Source organism: Rhodococcus sp. (in: high G+C Gram-positive bacteria), from assembly GCF_049591685.1.
Lineage (GTDB): Bacteria > Actinomycetota > Actinomycetes > Mycobacteriales > Mycobacteriaceae > Rhodococcoides.
On sequence record NZ_JBAWFH010000162.1, the window covers coordinates 1 to 5,573 of the forward strand.

A 5,573-nucleotide genomic window follows, 5' to 3' on the forward strand; every position below is an offset into this window, starting at 1 on the left:
CACCTCAAGCTAGCGCGTCTGCCATTCCGCCACTCGGACCAGTCGTGCGCCTGCGCGCACAGTTATTCACTTGTTCGCACACCTGCTCGCTGCGTGCTGGACAAAGATATACGACGCGTGGCCGATAGCCCAAATCCGCACGTCAGTTCGCTCGCGGGCTATCGACGAGTGGTAGGAAAGTGAGGTGTCCTCAGCGAACAGCACCCCCCGCGACCCTGCACCCACGCGAGCTCTCGACGAGGTCGTCGATCTTGTCAGTTCCCTGATCCGTTTCGATACATCGAACACCGGTGAACTCGACACGACCGTGGGAGAGAAGGAGTGCGCCGAATGGGTGGCGAAAAAACTCGAGGAGGTGGGCTACGAGACCGAATACGTCGAATCCGGAGCCCCCGGTCGCGGCAACGTCTTCGCCACCCTCGCCGGTGCCGACAGCGAACGCGGAACCTTGATGATCCACGGGCACCTCGACGTCGTGCCCGCGGAGCCCGCCGACTGGAGTGTTCACCCGTTCTCCGGCGCCGTGGAGGACGGATATGTCTGGGGACGCGGCGCCGTGGACATGAAGGACATGGTCGGGATGGCGCTGGCCCTCGCGCGACAATTCAAGTCGAACGGGACGGTCCCGCCCCGCAACATCATGTTCGCCTTTCTCGCCGACGAGGAGAACGGCGGTCGGTGGGGTTCGCAGTGGCTCGTCGCGAATCGACCGGACCTTTTCGAGGGTGTCACCGAAGCGGTCGGCGAGGTCGGCGGCTTCTCACTGACCGTTGCTCGGCCCGACGGAACGGAGAAACGCCTGTATATGGTCGAGACCGCGGAGAAGGGCCTCGGCTGGATGAGGTTGACCGCGAAGGCGCGCGCCGGCCACGGATCCTTCCTTCACGACGAGAACGCGGTGACGTACCTTGCCGAGGCCGTGGCGAAGCTCGGCAACCACACTTTTCCCCTGGTGATCTCCGACTCGGTGGCCGAGTTCCTGAAGGCTGTGGGGGAGGAGACCGGACTTGACTTCGACCCGACCTCCCCGGATCTCGACGGCACGTTGCAGAAGCTCGGCAGCATCGCGCGCATCGTCGGGGCGACCCTTCGTGACACTGCGAATCCCACCATGTTGAAGGCGGGCTACAAAGCGAATGTCATCCCGCAGACAGCCGAGGCAGTGATCGACTGCCGGGTGGTCCCGGGTCGGCAGGCCGCGTTCGAGCGTGAGGTCGACGAGTTGATCGGTCCGAACGTCGAGCGGGAGTGGATCACCAAGCTCGACTCGTACGAGACGACGTTCGACGGTCACCTCGTCGATGCGATGAACGACGCAGTGCTCGCGCACGACGAGAACGGTCGGACCGTTCCGTACATGCTTTCGGGCGGCACCGATGCCAAGGCCTTCGCCAAGCTGGGCATTCGCTGCTTCGGGTTCGCTCCGCTCAGGTTGCCGCCGGAACTGGATTTCGCGGCGCTGTTCCACGGCGTCGACGAGCGGGTACCCGTGGAGTCGCTCGCGTTCGGTACACAGGTGTTGGAGCACTTTCTACTCCACAGCTGAACACCGAGAGCATCCGCCGACCTCCCACGAGCGTGGCCGGCGAAACGACCGATATTCATCGAGAGGACATCGACAAGATGACATACGACCCCTACGCCGCATTGCCGGAGCTGCCGTCGTTCGAATTGACGTCGGAGAACTTCCGCGAAGGTGGGACGCTGGATTCACAGCAGGTGAGCGGCATCATGGGCGCGGGTGGCCACGACACGTCCCCGCAGCTGTCCTGGTCGGGTTTCCCCGAGGGGACCAAGAGCTTTGCCGTCACGGTCTACGACCCCGACGCGCCGACCGCGTCGGGCTTCTGGCACTGGGCCGTCGCGAACATTCCGGTGACGACAACGACGCTGGTTGCGGGCGCAGGCGACGACACCGGCAGCGGCGTTCCGACAACAGCAGTGACGTTGAAGAACGACGCGGGTCTGTTCCGGTACATCGGCGCTGCCCCGCCGAAGGGGCATGGACCCCACCGGTACATCTTCGCGGTACACGCAGTCGACGTGGATCGGTTGGAGGTCGACGAGACCGCGACTCCGGCGTACCTGGGATTCAACTTGTTCTCGCACGCCATCGGTCGTGCGTTGCTGACGGGCATCTACCAGGCCTGACGAACGGTCGATCCATCCGTCGGTTCGTGCCCGCCCTTTGGACTGGGCGTCCGCACGAACCGGCGTGATCAACGGTGGCCGGAACCGACTGCCGCTCCCACTGTGTCGAAGCCTGCGGCGCGTGCGCGTTCGGCGATGCCCCGGTTGATTCTGCGCATCCAGAACGGGCCGCCGTAGATGAACCCGGTGTACCCCTGGACGAGCGATGCTCCGGCCACGATGCGCTCCCACGCCTGGTCTGCGGTTTCGATTCCCCCGACGGACACCAATGCGATGTTTCCGCCGACTCGACCGTAGAGGCGCCGGAGAACTTCCAGCGAACGGTCGGCCAACGGCGCCCCGGACAGGCCGCCTGCACCGATGTTGCCCACCTTGTCCGGGGCGCTGCGAAGTCCGTCCCGCCCGATCGTGGTGTTTGTCGCGACGATTCCGTCGAGGCCGAGCTCGACGGCAAGGTCTGCCACGGCGTCGATGTCGTCGTCCGACAAATCCGGCGCGATCTTGACCAGCACCGGTACCGACGCGACGGACTGCACGGCTTCGAGAATCGGCCGAAGTGACTCGACTGCTTGCAGATCGCGCAGCCCCGGCGTGTTCGGCGAGCTGACGTTGACGACGAGGAAATCTGCGAGCGGGCCGAGAAGTGTGGCGCTGTAGGTGTAGTCGGCAGCGGCCTCGGCCGCGGGAGTCACCTTCGTCTTTCCGATGTTGGCGCCGATGGGAATGCCACCGCGTCGGTGCCGAAGGATGTTGGCGGCATTGCCGGCTCCGTGGTTGTTGAAGCCCATGCGGTTGACGATCGCGCGGTCGGCGGGCAAGCGAAACAGCCTGGGCGCAGGATTGCCGGGTTGCCCCTGCGCGGTGACGGTGCCGATCTCGGCGAATCCGAAGCCGAGCGGACCCCACGCGTCGACTCCGTCGGCATCCTTGTCGAATCCCGCCGCGAGTCCGAGCGGTCTGGGGAAATCGATTCCGAACACCGTGCTGCGCAGTGCCGGATCGTCGACGACGAATACGCGGGACACGACCGCCCGAAGCGGGCCGAACGACGTGACGGCACGCATCGCCCCGAATGCCAGGTGATGGACGCGCTCCGGAGGTAAAAGGAACATCAGTCGAAGCAACGCGCGGTACAGGATCTGGCCCACAGTCCTACTCTCTGATTGGACTCTCTGATTGAAAAAATACTTGCCGCGGCCGGCTACATCCCCGGCTCGGGGACGTGATGTGCGGTCTTCTTGCGCTTGAGCAGCACCTTACGGCTGCCGTCCGTGTAGAGCCGGACGCGGGAGAGCTCCCAGCCCCCGAACTCGGCTTGAATGGCCAATCTCATCGACGCGGTCACGCGGGTCACATCGGGAGGTAGGCGTAGAGGCACGTATTCCCAGTCGTCGGACGGCGCCGCCTCCCATTCGGAGGGCATTCGACTGCGCGTGCTGTTGGTTTTCGCCACCGTGGCTTCTCGCCTCGCTTCGTTCGTACTGCGGTTCGACCTCGTCAGTCGTTACCGATCGGGATTCGTTGCAACCCCTCCCCTTCGGCGGACCCGACATACACGACACCGGTGTCGCGATCGACGGCAATGGAGTCCGGTTGCTTCACCGTGGAGAACCTGCGGGTCTCGACGGGAATTCCTGTGTCGAGCGTGTATCCCACCACTTCGTTGCTGCCCGGGGTCGTGACCCAGACGACGTCGGACCTGTCATCGTATGCGATGCCCCACGGCTGGGAGCCGATCGGAAAGCGTTGACGCAGCAGGAGGTCGTCCGAGGAGTACACGAGTAACTCCCCACCCGCCGCATCGGTGACGAGGATTCGTCCGTAGCGGTCGGTGGTGAGTTCGGCGGCGCCGGTCCCTGCTCGCAATGCAAGGCCGAGCGAACCCCCGTCGAGGTCGATCTGCGTCAGCGAGGTCTGGCGTCTGTCCAGGGCAGCCAGACCGTGTTCGGTCGAGGCCAGCGAGTCCACCGACGACAGACCGGAAATGGTGCGTGACGAATCCGAGTTCGTATCGACGATGTGAATCGAGCCACCGGCGTCGCCGACAGCGATTTCGCCTCCGGCCAGTACGGCGGCGCTGATGAGATCACCGTTGACCTTCGTTGTGCTCACCTCTGCGTTGCGTACGTCGAGCCGTCCGAGCTCATCCTGCATGGGCAGTAGAACCGCCCCGTCACCGGTCGGAACGATGTCGGCGGCAGCGCCGGGAAGTGCGACGGTCCTGGGTGCTGCCTCGAGGTCACCGGCGTCGAAGATCAGCAAGGACGTCGCGGCGTCGTCGAGTGCGAGGACGGAGCGCGTCGACTCGTCGAATGTGGTGGAATGCAAACCGGAGGGTGAGGCAACGACCGAACCGCTCGGGGGAGTGGACGTTTCGGGCGATTCAACGCCTGACAACGGCTCGACGCTGATGGAGTCGGGGTCTTCGGGGGAGTCGTTGTCGGAGCAGCCTGCCGCGACCAGGCATGCCGTCGCCGAGGCAACCGCGGCGACCACTCGCCACCGGCTCGTTCTGTGCTTCATGTTTTCCGCCGATTCCATATCTCTCGTGTTCGACTGCGACATCCGTCGCCGATCAAGACTGCCTGATCTCTTCGAAACGGACGCCGCCGGACCGGCGCATCGGTGACATATCTCGGTGAAGGTAGCGTGTTTGCGGGGACCGTTCGAGGGAAACAACGAGGAGTGCAGTTGATCACCGGCGACGATTCCAGGGGTTCCGGAGTGCAATCGTGTCCAGGACGGTTCACCGTCGAGCAGGTCACCACGGGCCCGCATGCGAGTGGTTTCGGCAGCACGGAGGACTGCAGACCGTTCGCTTTCAGGGTGCACAAAGCCACGTTGTTCCTCGAGATATATCGCGCCGGTCTGTCGGCTCCCGTTCCCGACAGGTCCGATGTGACTGCGGTATCGGAACAGTCGGTCACCGAGATCGATCTGACGGACGAGCGCAGCATCGTTGCCGCCGTCCGCGATGCGGTGATCGATGCGGACGAACTCCGAACGGGCTCACGTGCAGACGGGGTTGGAGACACCTCGGCTGTCCGCTCGTTCCTCGGGCGCTTCGGCTCACTCATCGAGAACATTTAAGCCCGGGTATCGCGTACCGGAAGCACGAGCAGATCACCGGTTCGCGGGTGGTCGAACACCTCGACGGGATGCCCGTACACCCTACTGAGCAGCGGTGCCCGAAGAACCTGTCGAGGCGGCCCCACCGACTCGAGAACGCCGTGGTTCAGCACGGCGACCCGGTCTGCGTAGGCCGCGGCGAGACCGAGGTCGTGCAGAACCACGACGACCGCATCGGCGTGCTGGGCGCGTCGGCGGGCCACCGCCATTACCGTTTCCTGGTGGCCGAGATCGAGTGCAGCCGTCGGTTCGTCCAGCAACAGCGTCGATGTACGTTGCGCGAGCACGCGTGC

General features: G+C 64.5%; 7 protein-coding genes. 3 read left to right on the forward strand and 4 right to left on the reverse strand.

The window, feature by feature from the left end; all coding sequences use genetic code 11:
* The first annotated feature begins 184 nt into the window (after positions 1–184).
* A complete protein-coding gene (locus tag WBQ44_RS06930) occupies positions 185–1,546 on the forward strand; it encodes a M20/M25/M40 family metallo-hydrolase (protein WP_495565982.1) in 1,362 nt (453 codons plus the stop codon).
* Between the two features lie 77 nt (positions 1,547–1,623).
* Positions 1,624–2,151, forward strand: a complete 528-nt coding sequence (locus WBQ44_RS06935; RefSeq protein WP_495565983.1) for a YbhB/YbcL family Raf kinase inhibitor-like protein — start codon at positions 1,624–1,626, stop codon at positions 2,149–2,151.
* A gap of 68 nt (positions 2,152–2,219) precedes the next feature.
* Here the strand turns inward: WBQ44_RS06935 and WBQ44_RS06940 are convergent, their stop codons facing one another.
* From WBQ44_RS06940 to WBQ44_RS06950, 3 genes are all read right to left on the reverse strand, one after another.
* A complete protein-coding gene (locus tag WBQ44_RS06940; RefSeq protein ID WP_495565987.1) occupies positions 2,220–3,287 on the reverse strand; it encodes a quinone-dependent dihydroorotate dehydrogenase in 1,068 nt (355 codons plus the stop codon).
* Between the two features lie 65 nt (positions 3,288–3,352).
* On the reverse strand, positions 3,353–3,574 hold the full coding sequence (locus WBQ44_RS06945; protein WP_495565988.1) for a DUF5703 family protein: 222 nt from the start codon (positions 3,572–3,574) through the stop codon (positions 3,353–3,355).
* 74 nt (positions 3,575–3,648) lie between these two features.
* Positions 3,649–4,674 (reverse strand): YncE family protein, encoded by a 1,026-nt coding sequence (locus tag WBQ44_RS06950; RefSeq protein ID WP_495565984.1) that lies wholly within the window; start codon positions 4,672–4,674, stop codon positions 3,649–3,651.
* Between the two features lie 162 nt (positions 4,675–4,836).
* On the opposite strand from WBQ44_RS06950, the gene WBQ44_RS06955 reads away from it, so the two are divergent.
* On the forward strand, positions 4,837–5,241 hold the full coding sequence (locus WBQ44_RS06955; RefSeq protein ID WP_495565985.1) for a hypothetical protein: 405 nt from the start codon (positions 4,837–4,839) through the stop codon (positions 5,239–5,241).
* Here WBQ44_RS06955 and WBQ44_RS06960 read toward each other — a convergent pair.
* Positions 5,238–5,573 (reverse strand): ATP-binding cassette domain-containing protein (locus WBQ44_RS06960; protein WP_495565986.1); only part of this gene is annotated, 336 nt, incomplete at its 5' end. The two genes, WBQ44_RS06955 and WBQ44_RS06960, sit on opposite strands and share 4 nt — an antisense overlap.

What these genes read in the sequence shown, in the direction of transcription:
- WBQ44_RS06935 (WP_495565983.1), top strand. Translation starts at nt 1,624, where the DNA reads ATGACATACGACCCCTACGCCGCATTGCCGGAGCTGCCGTCGTTCGAA.
- WBQ44_RS06945 (WP_495565988.1), bottom strand. Translation starts at nt 3,574, where the DNA reads ATGCCCTCCGAATGGGAGGCGGCGCCGTCCGACGACTGGGAATACGTG.
- WBQ44_RS06950 (WP_495565984.1), bottom strand. Translation starts at nt 4,674, where the DNA reads ATGAAGCACAGAACGAGCCGGTGGCGAGTGGTCGCCGCGGTTGCCTCG.